This window comes from Sphingomonas albertensis, assembly GCF_014358075.1.
In the GTDB taxonomy this organism is placed as follows: domain Bacteria; phylum Pseudomonadota; class Alphaproteobacteria; order Sphingomonadales; family Sphingomonadaceae; genus Sphingomonas; species Sphingomonas albertensis.
The window spans coordinates 132,734-152,119 of sequence record NZ_JACONT010000001.1 but is presented as its reverse complement, the minus strand read 5'-3'; the positions used below and the strand labels follow the sequence as shown (position 1 = coordinate 152,119).

Here is a 19,386-nt window from a genome sequence, read left to right as displayed (position 1 = left end):
ATCCTCGCCCGCCATGACCCTAGCAAAGCAATTCGCGGGACGCGACGGGTAAGCCAGCAGGACTGCCCATGGCCGCGAAATGCGCGGTGGCGGGCGTCGCGTCTTTGACCGCGGTCAACGCAACCCTTGTCCGCGATCAACGCCTGCTCGATGCTGCACGGGTAGCCCGGGCGCCTTGGATTACAGGAGCCGGACCATGACATCGTCGATCAAGAACCTCGCCATCGGTGCGGCATGCGCGGGCATGATCGTGGCCGCACCGGCCCTCGCGCAGACCGCCCCGGCTTTGGCACAGACCGATCCGGCCCCGCGTCGAGGCATCGCCGCAGGCGACGTGCTGGTGCGCGTACGAACGATCCTGGTTGCGCCGAACGAAAAGTCCGGCAGCATCCTGCCTGCGTTTCCCGGCGAGCGTGTCGGCGCGAACGACAGTTTCATGCCCGAGGTCGACGTCACCTACATGGCGACCGATCACATCGGTTTCGAACTGATCGCCTCGACCACCAAGCATCACGCCGATGGCCGCAGCGGCACGACCGGCTCGATCGGCAAGCTCGCCTCGACATGGGTATTGCCGCCGACGCTGACCGCGCAATATCGTTTGAATCCGACCGGCAAGGTCCGCCCCTATGTCGGTGCCGGGCTCAACTACACGATCTTCTGGAATGAAAAGGCGTCCGACGGCCTCATCGCGGCGGTCGGATCGACCGACGTTCACATGAAGGACAGCTTCGGCTGGGCGGCACAGGCAGGCGTCGATATCGACATCACGCCGAGGGTGTTCCTGAACCTCGACGTCAAATACATCGATATCGACACGACCGCACGGCTGCGAACGACGGCAGCCGGCACGCAGCGCGTCGCGATCAGCCTCGACCCTCTGGTGTTCGGCGTCGGGCTCGGCATACGACTCTGACGGCCGATCCTGGGCGAGTGCCTCCCTTTCCGGGGTCCTCGCCTCACCGCGACTCGGTGACCCGCGTACTCGGGCGACCGTCGCCCCGAACCGCAGATTTTAAGTGAGTTTTCACTCTCGGCCATACCGACGCGCCCGTCTCGCGGCATCGATCGGTAGCGCGACCGTCGCAGCCGGCTCAGGCGCGATCGCGAGTTGCCGGTCGCACAGCGCGAACATTGCCGGACGGTGGCTGACCATCACGAGCCCCTGCCCCGTTCTCGCCAACCGGGCCGACAAGCGTTCGGCGACGCGCCGCTCGGTGGCGGCATCCAATCCTTCGGTCGGCTCGTCGAGCAGCAGCCACGGCGCGGGGGCGAGGTACGCACGGGCAAGCGCCAGCCGCCGCCGCTCACCGCCCGACAGCCGCACGCCGTGCTCGCCGATCCAGCTATCGAGGCCGTCCGGAAGCGCTCCGACGACGTCGGCCAGCGCAACGTCGTCGAGGACTACCCACATCGCCGCATCGTCGGCCAGCGGATCGCCGAGGGCAAGAGTGTCGCGGATCGTACCGGCCAACAGCGCCGCGTCCTGCGGAGCCCAGCCGAACGTCGCGCGACGGGTGGTGAGCGGGATGCGGGCGACGTCCCTGCCGTCGATAAACGCGGTACCCGGCTCGACCGACCGCAGGCCGAGCAGGCTTTCTACAAGCGTGGTCTTGCCCGTCCCCGATGCTCCCACCAGCGCGGCGCGTGTTCCGGCGACCAGATGCGTACCACGCAGGTCGAGCGACGGGTCGCCGATACACGCGATCGCGTCGCCCTGCTCGACCGCATCCGGCAGCAGATCGTCGAGCCGTGCGGTCGCCTCGCGCACCGCGCTCCGTTGGGCAAGGCTGCGCAGCACCGGGCCCGCGCCGTCGATCGTCATTACAGCCGCCAGCGCGCATAATGCCGCGATCGGCGCCCCCGAAGGCGCGGCGAGCAGCAACGTTGCGAGTCCAGCCACGCCAAGGGCTACCGCCTGGGTGAACTCGAACCAGCCCGCGGCGCAGGCCTGCGCGCGTTGCGCCTCCGCCAGACGCCGGCTGTTCGCGTCGACTGCGGCCATCGCCTGCGCCTCGACTCCGTAGCAGCGAAGTTCCGCAGCGGCATCGGCCACGCCGGCAAAGGCCTCCTTCAACGTCCCGGTCGCGCGCTGCACCTCACGCCCGGGCGCTTCGATGCGTCGAGCGAGCAAGGTCACGAACGCCAGAAGGCCGGCCAGGCACAGCACCAGCGCAACGGCCGGTCGCCACCCGCCCAAGGCGCACAGGACCAAGCCGCTCGCCAGCGCTGCGATCATACCCGGCACCGCAGAGAGGCGGACGAACTGCGCCTCGACGACGTTCACGTCCTGCACGATCCGCGCCGTCGCTTCGCCTTGCGTCAGCGCCAGCGCACGATCCGAAGGGCCCTTCGCCAGACCGAGGAACAGCGCAGGTCGGATGCGGGCGAGCGCGCCGAACGCCATTTCGTGGCTAGCGAGCCGCTCGCCATAGCGCCCTGCGGTGCGGAGGATCGCGAGCAGGCGGATGCCGGCGCTCGGCAGCATGTAGTTGAAGCCCTCCGCGGCGATCGTTCCCGCCAGCCCGGCGACCGCTGCGGCCGTGATGAACCAGCCCGACAGCCCGAGCAGAACGACCGAAGCGATCGCAACGACCGCCGCATAGCCACCCGCACGCCACAGGCCGCGCCGTTGCCGCCGTCGCTCCTCGGCGATCAGCGTACCGAACGCAGTCATGTCCGCTCTCCCAGGTCGATTACGACGTCGGCGATCGCGGCCAACCGCGCGCTGTGCGTCGCGATGATCGTGGTGCGCCCGACACAGGCGCGCGCGATCGCCTCGACCAGACGCGCTTCGGAGTCCGCATCGAAATGCGCGGTCGGTTCGTCGAGCAGGAGCACCGGCGCCGGCTTCAACAGCGCGCGGGCGAGCGCAATCCGGCGACGCTCTCCCCCCGACAAGCCGCTACCCCGCGCATCGATCACCGCCCCCAATCCGCCACGCGCGAGCAGCATCGGCGACAGGCCCGCGACACGCGCGACCTCGGCGATCCGCTCGGCCGATGCGGTCGGGTCGGCGAGTGCGATGTTCGAACCGATCGTCCCGGCGAGGATCAGCGGCGATTGCCCCATCCACGCAGCGATCGGTGCTATGCTGCCGATCTGTGCAAGGTCGAGCACCGCGTCTGCTCCCCTCCCTGAAAGGGAGGGGTTGGGGGTGGGTTGGCCAATTTTGGCCGCCGACGACGGATAATGCGGAAGCCGACCCACCCCCGGTCCCTCCCTTTCAGGGAGGGGGGAAGGCGTGCAGATCCTGACGCGGCCCTCTGACAAGGGGGCGAGACCAAGCAGCAGATGCAGCAGGCTGCTCTTGCCGCTCCCCGACGGGCCGATCAGCGCGACGATCATGCCGGGACAAGCCTCGAACGAGACGCCGGACACCGCCGCGTGGTCCTGGCCATCATAGCGGATCGAAACCGAGTTGAAGCGGATCGTCGGCGCGACGCCGGACCAGACGGGAACAGTAGGTGGCGGTGCTGCCTTGGCCCGCTCCACCTCCGCCAACCGCTCCGCCGCCGTCTCCGCCGCCTGCCGATCGTGATACGCCGCCGCGAGCCGCCGCATCGGCGCGTAGAATTCCGGCGCCAGCGCGAGCACGAAGAACGCGCGGCCTAGATCGAGCGTCTCGGGAACCGGAAACGGAAGCAGGCCCAGCAGATTGAACCCGGCATATACCGCGACGAGCGCGACCGACAGCGCCGCGAAGAACTCCAGCGCTCCCGACGACAGGAACGCGACGCGCAGCACCGCCATCGTCCGCCGCGCGAGATCTTCCGAAGCCGCGCCGAGTGCGCGCGCTTCCCGCTGCTCCGCGCGAAAGGCGAGTATGACCGGCAGCGCTCCGATCCGATCCGCGAACAGCCCCGACAACCGGGCGAGCGCGACGAACTGGCGCCGCGATGCATCCGCCGCAGCCCCGCCTGCGAGGATCATCGCAGCGAGAAAGGGGAAGAATGTCGCCACCAGGATTCCCGCCGCGATCGGGCTCGCCACCGCAGTCGCGGCAAGCACGATCAGCGGCGCGATCGACGCCGCCATCCGTGCGGGCAGGAAGCGCGCGACATAGCCATCGATCGCATCCACCTCGTCCACCGCCGCGCTCATCAGCGTGCCCGTCGTCGCGTCCGATCCGGGCGCACGGTGAAGCGCGGCCTCCACGATCCGCCGCCGCAACCGCGTCTTCGCCCGGTACGCGCCACCTGCGCCGACGCGCGCCGCCAGCATCGCGCATGCACCGCGGGCGATCGCCGAAACGCCTGCCAGCAGGGCCCAGGGCAGCATTGCCGCGACACCGTGCGGGACTGCGACGACGCTGCCCGCCAGCCCCGCCGCGAACCCGATCGCCGCCCCGGTATCGAGTAAGAGCAAGCTCGTCGACGTTCGTACACCGCCGCCGTCCGCGACCGCCGCTTTCAGATAGGCGCGGGAAGCCTGGGCGCGGTCTTTGGCAATACTGCTCATGTCCACCGCAATCGGCGGACCGCCCGTGCGCGTCTTTGACCACGGTCAATGTTCGCGCCGCCGCCGGGGCCTAGCCCGGCATCCGAACAAGGCCGTCGACGGCCCTGTGGGGAGCTTAATCATGGACCTTGGGGTCATCGATCTGTCGCGGCTGCAATTCGCGCTGACCGCCCTGTACCATTTCCTGTTCGTGCCGCTGACGCTGGGGCTGTCGATGATGCTGGTCATCATGGAAGCCGTGTACGTGATGACGAACCGACCGATCTGGCGCGTCATCACGCGGTTCTGGGGGCGGATCTTCGCGATCAACTTCGTGCTGGGCGTCGCCACCGGGCTGACGATGGAATTCCAGTTCGGCACGAACTGGTCGTATTTCTCGCATTATGTCGGCGACATCTTCGGCGCGCCGCTCGCGATCGAAGGGCTGATGGCGTTCTTCCTGGAGGCGACGTTCGTCGGGCTGATGTTCTTCGGCTGGGATCGCCTGTCGAAGCTCGGCCACCTGATCGTTACCTTCATGGTCGCGCTCGGGACCAATTTGTCGGCGCTGTGGATCCTCGTTGCGAACGGCTGGATGCAGAATCCGACCGGCGCCGAGTTCAACACCGACACGATGCGGATGGAAGTCAGCGATTTCGGCGCGGTGCTGTTCAACCCGATCGCGCAGGCGAAGTTCGTCCACACCGTCAGCGCCGGCTATGTCTGCGCCGCGGTGGTGGTGCTCGGCATCTCCGCCTTCTGGTTGCTCAAGGGCCGCTACACCGCAGTCGCCCGCCGTTCGATGACGGTCGCCGCCGCGTTCGGCCTTGCCGGGTCGCTGTCGGTCGTCGTGCTCGGCGACGAGAGCGGCTATGCGCTGACCGACAATCAGAAGATGAAGCTCGCGGCGATCGAGGCTGCGTGGCACACCGCTCCTGCCCCCGCCGGGCTGACGCTGTTCGGCCTGCCCGACGTCGCCGCGCGCGAGACCCGCTACGAGGTACAGGTCCCGTGGTTGCTCGGCCTGATCGCAACGCGCAGCCTCGACAGGGAGGTAACGGGGATGTCCGAACTGGTGCTGAAAGCACAGGAGCGGATCAGCTCGGGCGTCATCGCCTATGACGCGGTCCAGCATCTGAAGGTCGATCGCACGGATGTTGTTCAGCGGGCGCGGTTCGAGGCGCACAAGCGCGATCTGGGTTACGCGCTGCTGCTGAAACGCCACGTCGCCGATCCGCGCATGGCGAGCCCACAGCTGATCGCTGCGACCGCATGGGACGTGTTGCCGAACGTGCCGCTGATGTTCTGGAGCTTCCGGATTATGGCGTTCATCGGCTTCTTCATGATTGCGCTGTTCGGCATCGCGTTCGTGCTGACTTCGCTTCGGATGCACACCCACACGCGCTGGTTCCTGAAGCTCGCCGTCATCGCGATCCCGCTGCCGTGGATCGCGATCGAGCTCGGATGGATGCTCGCCGAGATCGGTCGCCAGCCCTGGGCGATCGAGGGGGTCTTGCCTACGTTCCTCGCGGCATCGTCGCTGACTCGCGGGGTGCTGTGGACGACGATCATCGGCTTCACCGCGATCTACGGCACACTGGCGGTGATCGAAGTGCGGCTGATCCTCGCGACGATCCGAAAAGGTCCGTTCGAGCATGACAAGGATCCGAAGCCCGTCGTCGGCCTCGTTCCCACGACGCCTCCCATTCTCCCCCCGGCCGCCTGACAGGAGACACGACGATGTTCGACTATGAAACGCTGCGTCTGATCTGGTGGGCGCTGATGGGAATCCTGCTGATCGGCTTCGCGCTGACCGACGGCTTCGATCTCGGCGTCGCGGCGCTGCTCCCGTTCGTGGGGCGCACCGATGCCGAGCGGCGGATGGTGATCAATTCGATCGGCCCGACCTGGGAGGGCAACCAGGTGTGGTTCATCCTCGCGGGCGGCGCGATCTTCGCGGCGTGGCCGTTCGTCTATGCGATCAGCTTCTCGGGCTTCTACCTCGCGATGTTCCTCGTCCTCGCGGCGCTGATCCTCCGGCCGGTGGGGTTCAAATACCGGTCGAAGCGGCCGGATCCGGCCTGGCGGTCGCGCTGGGACTGGGCGCTGTTCGTCGGCGGGTTCGTGCCTGCGCTCGTGTTCGGCGTCGCGGTCGGCAATGTCCTGTCGGGCGCACCCTTCCGCCTCGACAGCGACCTCCGCGCGGTCTTCGACGGCAGCTTCCTCGGGCTGTTCACGCCTTTCACGCTCGTTTGCGGCCTGTTGTCGGTCGCGATGCTCGTGCTCCACGGCAGCGCGTGGCTGGCGATCAAGATCGAACACGGCCCGGTGCACGATCGCGCGCGCAAATTCGGCACGGTCGCCGGCGTCGCGTCGCTCGCGCTGTTCGCGATCGGCTGGGGCTTTGTCGCGTATGGCGACATCGGCTACCGGATCGTCGGCGCGATCGATTCGTCCGGTCCGTCCAATCCCTTGCGCACCACCAGCGAACTCGCCCGCGGCGGCTGGCTCGCCAACTACGGCCTCTATCCATGGATGATGATCGCTCCAGCACTCGGGTTCGGCGGCGCGGCGCTCGCGCTGTTCGGGATCAGGCGCGGATCGGAAGGCGCCGCGTTCGCGGGGTCGTCGGCTTCCGCGCTCGGCATCATCGCGACCGTCGGCCTGTCGATGTTCCCCTTCATCCTGCCGTCCAGCATCGACTCGCATTCCAGCCTGACGGTCTGGAACGCGTCGTCGAGCGCCAAGACGCTCGGCATCATGCTGTTCGTCACCGTGGTGCTGTTGCCGATCGTCGTCGCCTACACTGCCTGGGCGTACAAGGTGATGTTCGGCCGGGTGACCTCGCAGGAGGTCGCGACCAACCCCGATTTCTATTGATCCCGAACGCTAAGGATATCTGATCATGTGGTATTTCACCTGGGTCCTAGGCCTCGGTCTGGCCGTCGGCTTCGGTATTCTCAATGGCATCTGGCACGAGTTCCATTTGTCGATCGAGGACGATGCCGACGCCTCTGCAAACTCGTAACGGGCTCGTAAAGAATTCGCGCGGATATCCGACGGCCTCGGACTATACTGGATCAATGGCTCACCACGACATCTGTGCGGATTGCGCGGTCCGCGATCAGGCTCTGTGCAGCAGCCTCACGGATGTCGAACTGCAGGCGCTCAACACGCTCGGGCGCCGCCGCAAGATCGCACGCGGCCAGACACTGATCTGGGCAGGCGACGACAGCATCATCTGCGCGAACCTGTTGTCGGGCGTCCTCAAGCTGGTCGCTGCCACGCCCAACGGTCGCGAACAGATCGTCGGGCTGCTCTATCCCGCCGATTTCGTCGGACAGCCCTATGCCGGCCAGGCGGACTTCACGATCACCGCGCTGACCGAGTCCGAGCTGTGCATCTTTCCGCGCGACGCATTCGAACGCGTGCTGGAGGATCATGCGCGGATGGAACGCCTGCTGCTCCAGCGGACTCTGGCGGCGCTCGGTATCGCGCGTACGCGGATCCTGTCACTGGCGCGCCAATCGGCGCAGGAGAAGATCGCGGGGTTCCTCCTGGACATGGCCTTGCGCGCCACCGCGACCGGTTGTCGCGCGACGCCCGACGGGCCGATGACGTTCGACCTGCCGCTCACCCGCGGACAGATCGCCGACGTACTCGGACTAACGATCGAAACCGTCAGTCGCCAGATGACCCGGCTCAAGACGGCCGGCGTGATCGCCCTGCCCGGCGGCCGCGCGATCACGATATCCGACCCGGATGCGCTGCAGGGTCGCGCCGAAGCCGCCTAACCCGCGTCCCGTCCGCACAGGCCATCGACCAGCATAGCCCGCGCGTTCCGGCTGAGACGATCCGCGCCAAGCGCCAGGATAGCGAGTTCGATGAAGTCCATCTCGCGTCGACACCCGTCGAAGAACCCGCGCAACATGTACCCGAACGCCTCAGCACAGGGTGTCGCGTCACCGGACAAGGCCGCGGCGACGTCGTCCGCGTGGATCGAAGCGCTCAAATGCCAGGCGCGCGTTCGTCCGAGCAACGCCGCGGTCAACGGGTCGTCGAGATCGCGCGCAAACAGCGCATCGATCGTGGCGGTTCCCGGCCGCGGATTACGGACCATCATCGCGCAAAAGCTTCGCCCAAGGGCATCGGTCTCCGCCTCGGAAACCCGATCGGGTAGCGCGTCCGCGCACGCCTCCAGGCGATCGCACAACACGCGAAGCCGGGCATGATCGGCGATCAGCCGCCCGAGGTCGATCTCGTCGATCTCGGGCCAGCGCTGCCCCGACACCACCCTCTCGCCATATCCGTCACGCTCGACCATCGCGGATCTCCATGCCGCCAGCTTGCACGCCGCCGGATACGCAGCATTGACGGCGATCAAATGCCGGAGCGCCGCGCACTGCGTGCCTTACTTGCAGGGCAACGGCCTCCCGGCGATCATAACGCCACGGCAGGAAGCGGCGGCGTTTGCGGCGATGTTCCCCGGTTGCTGTCCGAATGCGATCGTCCCCCGGTCGTCGTCGGCATCGCGCTCCACACCTCTACAAAGGAGCAGACACGCCGCGTCGCGGCGCATGTGGAGACAAACGAGCCGGCCATCTGACCAGCGCGCCGTCAGGTTCGAGCACGCGCGTGCAGTGCGCGGATCTCGTCGGCGAACGTCATGACCGGCCCCTCGACGATCGCCCCCGGCACCACATCGGTGATCCGCAACGGTGCGATCCCAAGTTGCGGCTTGCCGAGGTCGCGCAACCACTCGTCGAGCTGAATCGAGGATGTCGCGTAGACGATCTTCCCCATGCCCGCCAAACCATGCGCCGCCGCGCACATCGCGCAATGTTCGCCCGAGGTGTAGACGACCGCCGCTCGTCGCTCTTGCGCGGACAGGTTTTCGGCAGCCCACCGGACGATCGCGAACTCGGGGTGCCGGGTGGGATCGCCGCCGCCGGTCCGGTTGCGATCCTCGAACACGATCGTGCCGTCACCAGACACCAGGACCGATCCGAAGGGCTGGTCGCCAGCCTCTACCGCCTCGCTCGCCAGATCCACGCACCGCCGCAGATACCGAAGGTCGTTGTCGTTCATGATGCCCATCCTCGTTTGCCAAACCAAAGCGGTCGCGCGGGCGAATGGATCCGACGCCGTTGCATTGGAAAGCCGGGCAAATGAAAGCCGGGCAAATCGCCCACGTCGCAGAAGATCCGATCCTGTGGCCGCGGACGAATTTACGGTTGGCGTCCCGGGCGCTACCGGAAAGTAGACTATCCGCTGACGACCGAGGAAAACGCACTGACATTCGAGTTCCGGCCGAGCGCCTTGATCAAGGCGAATGCGGACAGCCTGCGCCAGACGGTCCGCGTGATCGTCGCGACCGCGGCGGCGTTCGCGGCGTACAAGACGCTCGGCCTGCACGAAGGCTATTGGGCGGTGTTCACCGTGCTGATCGTGATGCAGGCGTCGATCGGGGGAACGCTTGGCGCGGCGACAGATCGGCTGCTGGGGACGTTGCTGGGCGCGGTTCTCGGTGGCATCGGCGCGGCGCTCGGGCGGACGGACACGCTCGAACTTGGCCTGGTGCTCGTCACCGTTACCGGGATCGCTGCGCTCGTCGCGTCGATCCGGCCGCGGTTGCGGATCGCACCGGTCACCGCGGCGATCATGCTGCTCAGCGCGCCGCCGGGCTCTTCGGTGGAGATCTTCGTCCGCGATCGCATCATCGAGATCGGGCTTGGCGGCATGATCGGCGTGCTGGCGGCGATGCTGATCCTGCCGGCTCGCTCGCACGGCGTGGTGATCGCGCGCACGCTGGCCGTGCTGAGCCATATCGACCGGATGTTGCGCGCGCAGGCCGACGCGCTGACCGCCGGGCTCGCGCTGCCCTCGTCCCCGGAACACGCCGCACTCCGTCAGGCGCTGGCCGCGGTCGAGCTGGCGATGAAGGATGCCGACCGCGAGCGGGCCTCCCGCCTTGCCGACCACGGTATCCCCGCCGCCGTCCCGCGCACGCTCTGGCGGATCCGGAACGACCTGGTGCTGAGCGGTCGCGCGCTCGACGAACCGCTGCCCCCGGCGGCAATGGCGGCGCTCGCCAAGCCGACGGCGGCGATGCTGACCGCGCACGCCGCGCTGGCGACCCGGTGTTCGGAGGCGCTGCGCACGCGTGGCAAGGTCGATCGGGGGGATGTGGAAGCCTGTTATCGCCTGTTCGGCACCGCGCTCGATCTGTTCCGCCGCAGCGACGCCGCAGCGACCCTGGATTTCGACGCATCGGGCCGCGTGTTCGGGCTCGCCTTTGCCGCGGGTCGGCTGCACCGCGACCTGCTCGACCTCGCCGGGCGCGTCGACCAGATCGCGCCGACAAAGGTGCTCGCAGCCGACCAAAGCTGACCACGCGGCTTTGACGCTGGCCGCGCGCGCGGTACGGGCGGCGATGACCGACACCCTATCGACGCCCGACCTTGCCGCCGAACTGGTCGCGCTGCTCGACCTCGAACCGCTTGATACCGACCTGTTCCGCGGGCACCAGCGACCCGGCGCGACCGCGCGCGTCTTCGGCGGCCAAGTCGTGGCACAGGCGCTGATGGCGGCGCAGCGTTCGGTCGAAGCACCCGCCGTGGCGCACAGTATGCACGCCTATTTCCTGCGCGCCGGCACCGAGACGCAACCGATCATCTTCCGGGTAGAGCGCGACTTCGACGGCAAGTCGTTCGCGAACCGCCGCGTCACCGCAAGCCAGAACGGCGCGACGATCCTGACGCTGGCCGCATCGTTCCAGCGGCCGGAAGCCGGACTGGAGCATGCGATCGCGATGCCCGATCTTCCGCCGCCGGAGGAACTGCGCTCGCTCGATACTCTCTCTGGCGACTATGCGGGTATCTCGGCGGAAGCCGTCGCGTTCCTCCGCCAGCCGTCTGCGTTCGATATCCGGCCCTGCGGCGTGCCCGCGTTCCTCCAGACCGAGCCCGCCACGCCCGTATCCCATGTCTGGATCCGGTTCCGGGGCAGCGCACCGACCGATCCCGCGATGCGCCGCGGCTTGCTCGCGTATCTGTCGGACTACGCACTGCTCAGCGCGTCGCTGATCCCGCACGGCGTCACCATGTTCGAGCACAGCATGCAGACCGCCAGCCTCGACCATGCGATGTGGTTCCACAAGGACGTGCCGCTCGACGGCTGGCTGCTGTATAGCAGCGAGAGCCCATGGTCGGGCCATGGTCGTGGTATAGCGCGCGGCGTGTTCCACAGCCGCGACGGGCAAGCGGTCGCGCATGTCACGCAGGAAGGGTTGATCCGGATGCGGCCAGACCTCGCGCCGCGCACCACGATCCCGCATATGCCCTGACCAACACGGCCCCGATCGATCCGCGCTGAATCAGCTCAACGCGGAAATCCATATTGACAGCGCATTTGTACGGACATTAAGACTATCTTGCGCCAGTGAAGCTGGTTCCAGGATGTCGCGCCGCGGAAGACGGACGATCCCGATCTCGAGAGGATGTCTGTATGCGTCATTCGTACGCCGGACCGCTGTGCGCGCTGCTCGCGGTACTGCCATCGGTAGCCCGGGCGCAGACCGCGTCTCCGCTCGATACCGACCCGTCGTACCAGACGATGCTGGCGCTGATCGATGAGATGGTCGAGAACAAGCTGGTCAGCCGCGAGCGTGCCGATACGCTGATCGCCAATGCCAAGGCGAAAGCCGGCCGTGCGCTTGCCGCGAATGCCCCGTCACTGGCAGCCCCACCACCGGCAGTTCCGATACTGCCGCCACCCCGCGTCCAGGTCGCCAACCAGACGGCCGATCCCGATGCGAAGATCGCGCCCGTGCCGGTCGGCAACCTGCAGGTCGTGAACGCTGGCGGAGTCGCGCTGCCTGCCGATCTCGCGGTCGACTGGAGCCGGGGCGCGCCGGTGTTCGGCAGCCGTGACGGAAAGTTCACCTTCAAGATGCGCGGGCGGCTGCTGGCGGATATCTCCTCGACCGGCGGGTCGGATTTCGACCGTCGCAACATCACCGTCTCGACGCTACGTCAGTTCCGCGTCGGCGCGATCGGCACGATCGGCGATCACCTGTTCTACCAGTTCGAGACCGATTTCCGGCGCAACGCGACCGAGGTCGTGCAGGCGTTCGTCGGTTACCGCCAGAAGTTCGGCAAGACCGACGCCGACGTGAGGTTCGGCAATCTCATCACCGATCGCGGCATCGACATCGGTACCGCCTCGACCGCCAACCCGTTCATCACGACCAACATCAACACCACCGCGCTCGCGACGCAGGGCGGCAAGGTCTTCTTGATGGGCGCGGTCGGCCGCGCGGGCGGCAAGAACTGGCATGCGAGCTTCGGCGTGCACGGCGATGCGATCGACAGCGATTTCACGCGCAGCGACAACCGCATGTTCCTGGGCCGCGCGCACTGGAACCCGATCCTCACCAAGCATGGCCTGATCCACATCGGCGGCTGGGCGTATAGCGAGAACATCCCCGACACGACGCTGCCGACCACGTTTGCGCAGGGCATGGCGGGGGCGCTCAACAACAGCGTCCGTGTCGAGTCCGCGGCGTTGACCGGGGCGGACGGATCGAAGGCGTTCGGGCTCGAACTCGGCGGCACGCTCGGCCGGTTCTACGCGTTCGGCGAATATGGTCAGCGGACCGTGCACGGCGGCCCGACCTCGACCTTCCGCAGCGGCAAGATCAAGGCCCTGTCGGTCAATGGTGGCTTCTGGATCACCGGCGAGACGCCGACCTATGCCTCGCGCAGCGGCACCTATGTCGCGCCGAACGTCCTGAACTCGGTACTTGACGGCGGCTGGGGCGCGCTGGAAGCGGTAGTGCGCTACGAGGATCTCGACAGTTCGAGCCTGCCGCTCGGCGGCACCGGTACGGCGGGCACGCTCGGGCTGAACTGGTCGCTGACGAACAATTTCCGGTTCATGGCGGACTATACCCATTTCCGTACCGACAACCGCACCGGCAGTTTCGTCGGGCGCGATAGCGGCGACACGTTCGCGGCAAGGGCCGAAGTGGCGTTCTGACTCCAAGCGCCGCTCGCATCGACTTGCCAGCGTACCATAAGTTCGATAATGTCCGTACAAAGTGATAAGGAGGATGTATGAGCCTTTCGGCTATCAAGGTTGGCGAGCAGCGCTACCGCGCGAGCTATGGCCGCTATCTCGAGGATTTCGTCGTCGGCGATATTTACGAGCATCGCCCCGGGCGGACGATCACCGACGCGGACAACATCCAGTTCTCGTTGATGACGATGAACGCCCACCCGATGCACTGCGATGCGCAATATGCGGCGAAGAGCGAATTCGGGCGGCTGCTGGTCAATAGCGGACTGACGCTGGCGATCGTGCTTGGCATGACCGTCAACGACGTGAGCGGCAAGTCGCCCGCCAATCTCGGCTGGACCGAGATCAAGCTGACGCATCCGGTATTCGGCGGCGACACGCTGACTGCGGAAACCGAGGTGCTCGAGATCCGTGAGTCCAAGTCGCGGCCGACGCAGGGAATCGTCACGACCCGCACCCGCGCGTTCAACCAGGACGCCAAGCAGATCATGGAGTTCACGCGCAACTCGCTGGTCTACAAGCGCGGTGAATCTCCCGACGACAAATAGCCCGACCGATCGATTGACCGGTCGCCCTTGGTGACCGGACGCCCCCCGCGCGGCTGCGAGAACTTCGACCAACGAAGACCCGGCCCGTCGTCATTCCGAAGAGAGGTAGCCCCATGGCCGATACCATCGCCGTCAAAGCAGGAGCCAGGCTGGACCGTCTGCCCATCTCCCGATTCCACTGGCGTATCCTGGGGCTGATCAGCGCGGGTGCTTTCCTCGACGCGTTCGACGTGTACCTCGCGGGCGGCGTCATCGCCGCGCTGAAGGCGGAGGGCTTCTCGACGCTGGCGCAGGCCGCGGTGTTCATGTCGATGACGTTCCTCGGCATGATGATCGGCGCCGGGATGGCCGGCTATGTCGGCGACCGGTTCGGGCGTCGCGCATCCTACCAGTTTAACCTCGCGCTGTTCGGCCTCGCGTCGATCGCGGCGATTTTCTCACCGAACATGACGTTCCTGATCGTCTGCCGCTTCATCATGGGCATCGGCCTGGGTGCAGAGCTGGTGGTCGCGGCGGGCACGCTCGGCGAGTTCATCCCGCCCGCGTATCGCGGCCGCTGGGTGTCGATCATGGGGATGGTCGTCAATTCGGGCCTGCTGGTCGCCACCTCGGTCGGCTATATCGTCATTCCGACGCTCGGCTGGCGCTACATGTTCGCGATCGGCGGCATACTGGCGCTGATCGTCTGGGTGATGCGCAAGAAGATGCCGGAATCGCCGCGCTGGCTGGAATCGGTCGGTCGCAACGACGAGGCCGAGGCGACGCTGCGCGAAATCGAAGCCGAAGTCACCGCACACAAGGGCCCACTTGCCCCCGTTCCAGCCGTCCGCGTGGTGCCGAAGGTCCATGCGCCGCTGTCCGCGCTGTTCGGGCCGAAACTACGTCGACGCCTGATCGCCGCGACGCTCGCCGCGATCGCGGTCAACGTCTCGGTCTACGGATTCGTCGCGTGGTTGCCGACCTTCCTGGTCAGCCACGGCACCGGCATCGTTACCTCGCTCTGGTACACAACACTGATGTCGTTCGGCAGCGTGTTCGGTGCGATCGTCGCGATCGGTATCGCCGACCGCATTTCGCGCCGCGCCTCGCTGATAGCGGCCGCTATCGCGATCATGATCTTCGGCTTCCTGTATCCGAATGCGCAGGGCGACCTGATGGTGCCGCTGACAGGCTTCCTGCTCGTATCCAGCATCTACACGCTCGTGACGCTGGCGCTGTTCGCCTACATCCCCGAGCTGTTCCCGACTGCCTATCGCCTGCGCGGTACCGGTTTCGCCGGCATGTGCGGACGGGCCGCATCGATGGTCACGCCTTATGCCACCGTCGCGCTGTTCGAGCGCTTCGGGCTGGAGGGCGTGCTCGGCATGGTCGGCGTGGTGCTCGCCTGCATGATCGCCGCAGTCGGTCTGCTCAACATCGAGACCACCGGCCAGTCGCTCGACGACGTCGCCGATGACTCGCTGGTCACCGGGGGGGCTGCCAAGTGACGCTTTCGCAAACCTTCGCCGATTTCGCGACTGGCCTGACGATCGATGCGATCCCCGAGCGGGTCAGGGAGCGGGCACGTCACCTGATCCTGGATTCGGTCGGCACCGGCCTTGCGGCGGTCGGCGCCCCCTGGGCGGAGGCGAGCTTCGCCGCCGCCGGGGATCTCGGCAGCGGGACCGCACCGGTGCTCGGCTATGGCCGCACGCTGGCAATGCGCGACGCGGCGCTGATGAACGGGCTCGTGACGCACGGCCTCGACTATGACGACACCCATTCGCGCGGGATCATCCATGCGACCGTCAGCGCCTTTCCGACTGCGCTCGTTGCGGCGGACAAAGCCAGCGCATCGGGCGCCGACCTGCTCGTCGCCTATGTCGCGGCGATGGAGATCTCGACGCGCGTCGCAGCCGTCGGCGCGGGCGGGTTTCACGGCTTCGGCTTCCACCCGACCGGATTGATCGGCGCGTTCGGATCGACGCTCGCGGCCGGCAGGTTGCTTGGGCTGGATGCGCAGCAGATCGCGATGGCGCAGGGGATCGTGCTATCGATGGCCGGCGGGAGCCTCGAATTCCTCGACGACGGTGCGTGGACCAAGCGCTTGCATCCCGGGTGGGCGGCCAGCTCGGCGCTGACCGCGGCCACGCTCGCCAAGCGCGGTTTCGTCGGACCGCCGGCTGCGTATGAAGGTCGCTTCGGTCTTTATGCGCTGTATCTGCGCGACGCCGCCCCTGCCCTGCTCGCGCGGGCGACCGAAGCGCTCGGCGAATCCTGGGAGATCGAGGCGGTGTCGGTAAAGCCGCTTCCCGCCTGCCACATGACGCATGCGGCGATCGATGCGGCGATCGCGTTGCGCACGGAATACGCCCTGACCGCCGCCGACATCGCCAAGGTCATCGTGCTGGTGCCCGAGGCGGTCATCCCGATCGTCTGCGAGCCAATCGCCCCCAAGCGGACGCCGCGCACCGGCTACGACGCGCAATTCTCGATCCCCTATACGGTCGCGACCGCGCTGCTGACCGGGAAGTTCACGCTCGATGCGCTCGATCCGGCGGCGCTCAGTGATTCGGCGGTGCTCGATCTGGCGACGCGCGTCGATTACGCGATCGACCCGGACAGCGATTATCCGAAGCATTTCACCGGCGAAGTCATCGTCCAAACCCACGACGGTCGCATGTTGCGTCACCGCGAGGCGATCAACCGCGGCGCGTCCGACCGGCCCCTCAGCAACGCCGACATCGACGCCAAATATTTCGAGAACGCCGCTCGCACGGTCGACGCGCCGCGCGCCGCGCACATCCGCGCCGCCGTGCTCGACATGGACCGACACCCCGCTTCCGCGCTCGGCGACGTCCTCGCCGGCGCCACTGCCCCTCAAGGAGTATCCGTATGACCCTGGCAAACGCGATCGCCGCCGATGGCGCGATGACCGACGAAGAGATCATGATCCTGGATTCGATCGACAAGTTCCTCGAAACCGATGTGCGGCCGTTCGTCCATCAGCTCGAACATGACGACGAGTACCCGCAGAAGATCGTCGACACGATGAAGGAGATGGGGCTGTTCGGCCTGATGATCGCGCCCGAATTCGGCGGGTTCGGCATCTCGACGCTGACCTATGCTCGGATCATCGAAAAGATCTCGACCGTGTGGATGTCGGTCGCGGGGATCATCAACAGCCACATGATCATGGCAATGACCGTGCAGCGCTGCGGCACCGAGGCGCAGAAGGATCATTACCTGCCGAAGTTCGCGACCGGCGAACTGCGCGGCGGGATCGGCCTGACCGAGCCCGACGCGGGTACCGACCTCCAGGCGATCCGCACCACCGCGGTGCGCGACGGCGACGACTATGTCGTCAACGGCAGCAAGATGTGGATCACTAATTCGGGCTCGGGCAACACCATCCTGTTGCTCGTCAAGACCGACACGGCCGCCGAGCCGCGCCACAAGGGCATGAGCCTGCTGATCGCCGAGAAGGGCGATGGCTTCATCGTGTCTAAGAAGCTCGAGAAGCTTGGCTACAAGGGTATCGACAGCAACGCGCTGACGTTCGACGGGTACCGCGTGCCGATCGACCGGCTGATTGGCGGGATCGAAGGCGTCGGCCTTAAGCAGGTGCTCGGCGGGCTCGAACTCGGCCGGATCAACGTAGCGGCGCGCGGCGTCGGGATCGCGCAGGCGGCGCTCGACGAAGCGGTCGCCTATTCTCAGACTCGCAAGACGTTCGGCAAGCCGATCTGCGAGCATCAGGCGATCCAGCTGAAACTCGGCGAGATGACGACGCGCACCTACGCCGCGCGGCTGCTCACCGAAGCCGCCGCCAAGGCGTATGACCGCGGCGAGCGCTGCGACATGGAAGCGGGTATGGCGAAGTATTTCGCGACCGAGGCGGGGCTGGAGAACGCGATCGAGGCGATGCGGATCTTCGGCGGCTATGGCTATTCGAAGGAATACAATGTCGAGCGGCTCTATCGCGACGCGCCACTGCTGACGATCGGCGAGGGCACCAACGAACTGCAACGCATCATCATCGCCAAGCAGATCATCGCGCGGAACCCGGCATGAGCCAGCCACTCGCAGGCCTCCGCATCGTCGCGGTCGAACAATATGGCGCCGGGCCGTTCGGCACGCAGCAACTCGCCGATCTCGGCGCCGAGGTCATCAAGATCGAGAACCACAAGGATGGCGGCGATATCGGTCGTCATGTCGGCCCGTATTTCTTCGCGCCGGGCGACAGCCATTTCTATGAATCGCTGAACCGCAACAAGCGCAGCATAGGCCTCGACCTGAAGAGCGCGGACGGGCGCGCGGTGCTGGAAAAGCTCGTCGCGGAGTCGGACGTGGTGTTCAACAATTTGCGCGGCGACCTGCCGGCAAAGCTCGGGCTCGATTACGCCGCGTTGTCGCAGTTCAACCCGGCGATCGCCTGCGTCCACCTCTCCGCCTATGGCCGCACCGGCAGCCGCGCGGCCTGGCCCGGCTATGACTATCTGATGCAGGCCGAGGCAGGCTATCTGTCGCTGACCGGCGAGCCCGGCACGCCACCGTCGCGCTTCGGTCTGTCGATCGTCGACTTCATGACCGGCACCACGGCCGCGCTCGCGATCCTCGCCGGCGTCGTCTCGGCGCGCGCGAGCGGCGTCGGGCGGGACCTCGACGTCAGCCTGTTCGACGTCGCGCTCGGCAACCTCAATTATGTCGCCGAATGGTATCTCAACGGCGGCGTCACCGTCGAACGGACGTCGCGATCGAGCCATCCCTCGCTCACCCCCAGCCAGCTTTACACGACCAGCGATGGTTGGATCTTTGTGATGTGCAACAAGGAGAAGTTCTTCGAGGTGCTGTGCGGGCTGATCGAGCGTCCCGAGTGGGCGACCGATCCGCGCTATGCGACGTTTGCCGCTCGGCTGGAAAACCGTCCGGCGTTCAACGCCGATCTCGATGCGGTACTGTCGACCCGCACCACCGCGGACTGGATGCAGTTGTTCGAAGGACGCGTGCCGGCCGCGCCCGTGCTCGACGTCCAACAGGCGCTCGACAATCCGTTTCTGGCGGAATCGAAGCGGATCATCGACTTCCAGCATCCCGAGCACGGACCCCTGCCCGGCATCGCCTCGTCGATCCGCGCGGGCGGCGTCGAGCATCCCGACAAGGCCGCCCCCGCACTCGGTGCGGATACCGGCGCCATCCTTGCGACGCTCGGCTATACCGACGACGATGTGGCGGCCTTGCGGACCCGCGGTGCGGTACGGTGACACCAGCGCTTGCATCGAACGCCAAGGCATTGAACGGTGGGCTATTGTCCGGATCACCCGACAAAGCGACCGATGGA

At 66.7% G+C, this 19,386-nt stretch carries 17 protein-coding genes; 13 read left to right on the top strand and 4 right to left on the bottom strand.

Going from position 1 to position 19,386, the window contains the following annotated elements; all coding sequences use genetic code 11:
- The first annotated feature begins 196 nt into the window (after window positions 1-196).
- Entirely contained in the window at window positions 197-916 is a 720-nt protein-coding gene (locus H8S47_RS00665; RefSeq protein ID WP_187501999.1) for an OmpW/AlkL family protein, read from the top strand.
- 111 nt (window positions 917-1,027) lie between these two features.
- Here the strand turns inward: H8S47_RS00665 and H8S47_RS00660 are convergent, their stop codons facing one another.
- Together H8S47_RS00660 and cydD are read right to left on the bottom strand one after the other, a co-directional pair.
- Window positions 1,028-2,677: an amino acid ABC transporter ATP-binding/permease protein gene (locus H8S47_RS00660; protein WP_187501998.1), complete on the bottom strand. Its 1,650-nt coding sequence runs from the start codon at window positions 2,675-2,677 to the stop codon at window positions 1,028-1,030.
- Window positions 2,674-4,461 carry a thiol reductant ABC exporter subunit CydD gene (gene cydD, locus H8S47_RS00655; protein WP_187501997.1) on the bottom strand — a complete coding sequence of 596 codons (1,788 nt, stop codon included), beginning with the start codon at window positions 4,459-4,461 and terminating at the stop codon, window positions 2,674-2,676. Before cydD ends, H8S47_RS00660 begins: the two co-directional genes overlap by 4 nt.
- A 121-nt stretch (window positions 4,462-4,582) precedes the next feature.
- On the opposite strand from cydD, the gene H8S47_RS00650 reads away from it, so the two are divergent.
- The 4 genes from H8S47_RS00650 to H8S47_RS00635 are packed head-to-tail and all read left to right on the top strand — an operon-like array spanning window position 4,583 to window position 8,234.
- The gene (locus H8S47_RS00650; protein ID WP_187501996.1) at window positions 4,583-6,166 is read left to right on the top strand and encodes a cytochrome ubiquinol oxidase subunit I; all 1,584 of its coding nucleotides are present in this window, start codon (window positions 4,583-4,585) and stop codon (window positions 6,164-6,166) included.
- A 14-nt stretch (window positions 6,167-6,180) separates the two neighbouring features.
- On the top strand, window positions 6,181-7,320 hold the full coding sequence (gene cydB, locus H8S47_RS00645; RefSeq protein WP_187501995.1) for a cytochrome d ubiquinol oxidase subunit II: 1,140 nt from the start codon (window positions 6,181-6,183) through the stop codon (window positions 7,318-7,320).
- 25 nt (window positions 7,321-7,345) lie between these two features.
- On the top strand, window positions 7,346-7,468 hold the full coding sequence (gene cydX, locus H8S47_RS00640; RefSeq protein ID WP_187501994.1) for a cytochrome bd-I oxidase subunit CydX: 123 nt from the start codon (window positions 7,346-7,348) through the stop codon (window positions 7,466-7,468).
- Between the two features lie 55 nt (window positions 7,469-7,523).
- Entirely contained in the window at window positions 7,524-8,234 is a 711-nt protein-coding gene (locus H8S47_RS00635) for a Crp/Fnr family transcriptional regulator (protein ID WP_187501993.1), read from the top strand.
- Here H8S47_RS00635 and H8S47_RS00630 read toward each other — a convergent pair.
- Together H8S47_RS00630 and H8S47_RS00625 are read right to left on the bottom strand one after the other, a co-directional pair.
- Window positions 8,231-8,824, bottom strand: a complete 594-nt coding sequence (locus H8S47_RS00630) for a hypothetical protein (protein ID WP_187501992.1) — start codon at window positions 8,822-8,824, stop codon at window positions 8,231-8,233. The genes H8S47_RS00635 and H8S47_RS00630 overlap by 4 nt on opposite strands.
- Window positions 8,825-9,057: 233 nt before the next feature.
- A complete protein-coding gene (locus H8S47_RS00625; protein WP_214654860.1) occupies window positions 9,058-9,528 on the bottom strand; it encodes a nucleoside deaminase in 471 nt (156 codons plus the stop codon).
- Window positions 9,529-9,759: 231 nt separating this feature from the next.
- Here H8S47_RS00625 and H8S47_RS00620 point away from each other — a divergent pair, with 231 nt between their 5' ends.
- The 8 genes from H8S47_RS00620 to H8S47_RS00585 all read left to right on the top strand — a co-directional run bounded on the left by H8S47_RS00620 (window position 9,760) and on the right by H8S47_RS00585 (window position 19,309).
- A complete protein-coding gene (locus H8S47_RS00620; protein ID WP_214654859.1) occupies window positions 9,760-10,830 on the top strand; it encodes an FUSC family protein in 1,071 nt (356 codons plus the stop codon).
- Between the two features lie 43 nt (window positions 10,831-10,873).
- Window positions 10,874-11,785, top strand: coding sequence for an acyl-CoA thioesterase (locus H8S47_RS00615; protein WP_187501991.1), 912 nt, complete (start codon window positions 10,874-10,876; stop codon window positions 11,783-11,785).
- Window positions 11,786-11,946: 161 nt separating this feature from the next.
- Window positions 11,947-13,479: an OprO/OprP family phosphate-selective porin gene (locus H8S47_RS00610; protein WP_187501990.1), complete on the top strand. Its 1,533-nt coding sequence runs from the start codon at window positions 11,947-11,949 to the stop codon at window positions 13,477-13,479.
- Window positions 13,480-13,556: 77 nt separating this feature from the next.
- Window positions 13,557-14,066, top strand: coding sequence for a MaoC family dehydratase (locus H8S47_RS00605; protein ID WP_107959818.1), 510 nt, complete (start codon window positions 13,557-13,559; stop codon window positions 14,064-14,066).
- Between the two features lie 113 nt (window positions 14,067-14,179).
- Window positions 14,180-15,553, top strand: coding sequence for an MFS transporter (locus H8S47_RS00600; protein WP_187501989.1), 1,374 nt, complete (start codon window positions 14,180-14,182; stop codon window positions 15,551-15,553).
- Window positions 15,550-16,944, top strand: coding sequence for an MmgE/PrpD family protein (locus H8S47_RS19080; protein ID WP_187501988.1), 1,395 nt, complete (start codon window positions 15,550-15,552; stop codon window positions 16,942-16,944). The genes H8S47_RS00600 and H8S47_RS19080 overlap by 4 nt, the downstream gene beginning before the upstream one ends.
- Window positions 16,941-18,119 (top strand): acyl-CoA dehydrogenase family protein, encoded by a 1,179-nt coding sequence (locus tag H8S47_RS00590; protein WP_187501987.1) that lies wholly within the window; start codon window positions 16,941-16,943, stop codon window positions 18,117-18,119. Before H8S47_RS19080 ends, H8S47_RS00590 begins: the two co-directional genes overlap by 4 nt.
- The gene (locus H8S47_RS00585; RefSeq protein WP_187501986.1) at window positions 18,116-19,309 is read left to right on the top strand and encodes a CaiB/BaiF CoA transferase family protein; all 1,194 of its coding nucleotides are present in this window, start codon (window positions 18,116-18,118) and stop codon (window positions 19,307-19,309) included. Before H8S47_RS00590 ends, H8S47_RS00585 begins: the two co-directional genes overlap by 4 nt.
- Window positions 19,310-19,386: the final 77 nt, after the last annotated feature.